General features: G+C 28.8%; 2 protein-coding genes. One reads left to right on the top strand and one right to left on the bottom strand.

All coding sequences use genetic code 11. The features are described 5' to 3' along the window. Positions 1-216 (top strand): hypothetical protein (locus BO51_RS10015; protein WP_496486297.1); only part of this gene is annotated, 216 nt, incomplete at its 5' end. Positions 217-605: 389 nt separating this feature from the next. Here the strand turns inward: BO51_RS10015 and BO51_RS10010 are convergent. After that, a complete protein-coding gene (locus tag BO51_RS10010) occupies positions 606-2,114 on the bottom strand; it encodes a ComEC/Rec2 family competence protein (protein WP_496486295.1) in 1,509 nt (502 codons plus the stop codon). Positions 2,115-2,203 lie beyond the last annotated feature (89 nt).

The raw sequence follows: 2,203 nt of genomic DNA, 5'->3' as shown, positions 1-2,203 counted from the left end.
ATACCTATTTGGAGTGCAAAGTTAGTTGTTCCTTTTGTCAGTGTTTATTCACATATCCGAGATAAAAGACCCCTATATACATCATATTCCCTTACTACCTTGTCAGGAAATAGCCTCTTTTCAAATGATAAAGCAAAGCAGGAGATAAACTATACAGTAAGGGATATAGAGGAAACGGTAAGAGATATGGTGGAATGGATGAATTTCAAAAAATGATTTGTTAAAAAAGACCTAAAATCTGTCAATTTAACAGACTTTAGATCTTGATTTTATTCCCGCTGCAAGATTTCTTGTATCTTTTATTATATTTTATACCAAATATATGCCTATTTGTAAAGAATATTTCAATGTTTTTTAACGATCCTATTGTTTCTAAATTATTTTTATTAGCGCTCCAGTGCCTAGGTATTTTCGTTTCATCTTTCGCAGTATCCAATAGCTAGCGATTAAGTCATTTCTAATAATAAAATGGTGCGAATATAGCTTTCAATTTCATTGATAATATTATAAAATTGATTCGTGGAAAATATATAAAATATTATATTGATGAATTTAATTACAACCAAATTAATTTTTTCATAACTACATTTACGTACCTATGGTTTTCAAATTTCTATTATTTTTTCAAAAGTTCCATCTATAGGTGTATGATGTTCGATGGTCCACCCCAGTCTTTGATATTGAGTCACGTAATTTGGATGCCCATGAGAATTACAATCTCCATAGCTATAAATAATACAATTATTTTCAATAACCGGATGTGGCAAATCGGATTTAATCGTCCAACTATACTTACCACCATGATGACATGCAACCAAAATATTGACATCTGATAAAAATGCATTTTCAACATAGTCATAGTCTTGATCCGCTTCTATTAATATCTTACAATTGTTATTTGATTCATCACGTGCATCAACACATAATGCAAGCCCTGTTTCATGCCGTTTTCTTGGTGGACGAGTTGCCCTATAAGTTGAGATTCCTGCATAAGAAATAGTTAAATTTCCAAAAGTAATATTTTTGTTTATTAAATTCACAGTTCCACCAGCGCATTTGATTCCTGCTATTATATGGTTAAATAGAAAACTTTTTTGATCAGGTATATACCATGAGCAACTATATGCATCTCTAAATTTACTAACACCAAACCAATGATCTTTATCTAAATGTGAAATTATAATTCTAGTATTTTTATCCACTGGAAGATTAGTTTCTGTTATAAACGTATGTGCATTTAATCCAAAAAGAATACCATAATCAAAATACAGAAATGGAATATCTTCTCCATATGAAAAAGATGTGGCTAACGCCTGCCCAACATTAAGTACTCTAAAAAATACATTTTTGTCACTATTTAATTTGATTTCAAATTGTTCTTCTACAGGTTCAACCAGAACATTAAGTATTTCCTCTATTTTCTTCAAGCCATTATCAATTGTTTTTTTTTCGAAAGTATTAATAATGAAATAGTCATTAACTTCATCATTCCTAATTTCTGATTCTAATTGAAAATAGGGATAATCAAAAATTTTGTCTAATTTAATAATATTAGGATTATCCTCTATTTCTATTTTCTCTTCCCCATGGCGATGATTAGCTTTAATTAAATAGCAATCGCCTACATTCACTTCTTTTGCTCCACTTATTTGTTTAAATTTCTTGATGCTTAGATCTGCACTATAAATATCAATATAGTAGTTGTATTTTATATCTTCCGAATATTCGCTCTTAATATCGTTTTTAAAAAAACGATTTACTCTTTGAGAATATAATTCACTATCTCCGACTAGAGAATCAATAAATTCAATTGATACCATTTTCGTATCCTCATCTATGTTATCAATAATTACGTAAAGATTCTGCGTTTTGCGTACAAATCCATGTCGAGAAGGTATTATTTTTTTTATTTTTTTCCCTAAATTTTGTAATTTATATGAAGTAACTGAAGCATATAATCGAAATTCGAAAGATTTATTATATATGATAGTTTCCTTTAAATTTCTACCAAAAGTTTGTTCTATAAGATTTTCTAGCACTTGCTCATACTCAAATAAATCCCATTCTTGTCTCTCTTTTACATTTCTTAATTGATATTCATAAATAAAAGACATATATACTCACCACCTCGTATAATAAAGTCATAGTTTAAAAACTATATTTTCTTTTCTATCTCATAAGTCTTATGGGATAATATTTGTAC

Source organism: Soehngenia saccharolytica DSM 12858, from assembly GCF_059568515.1.
This window is presented reverse-complemented; position numbering and strand designations above follow the sequence as displayed.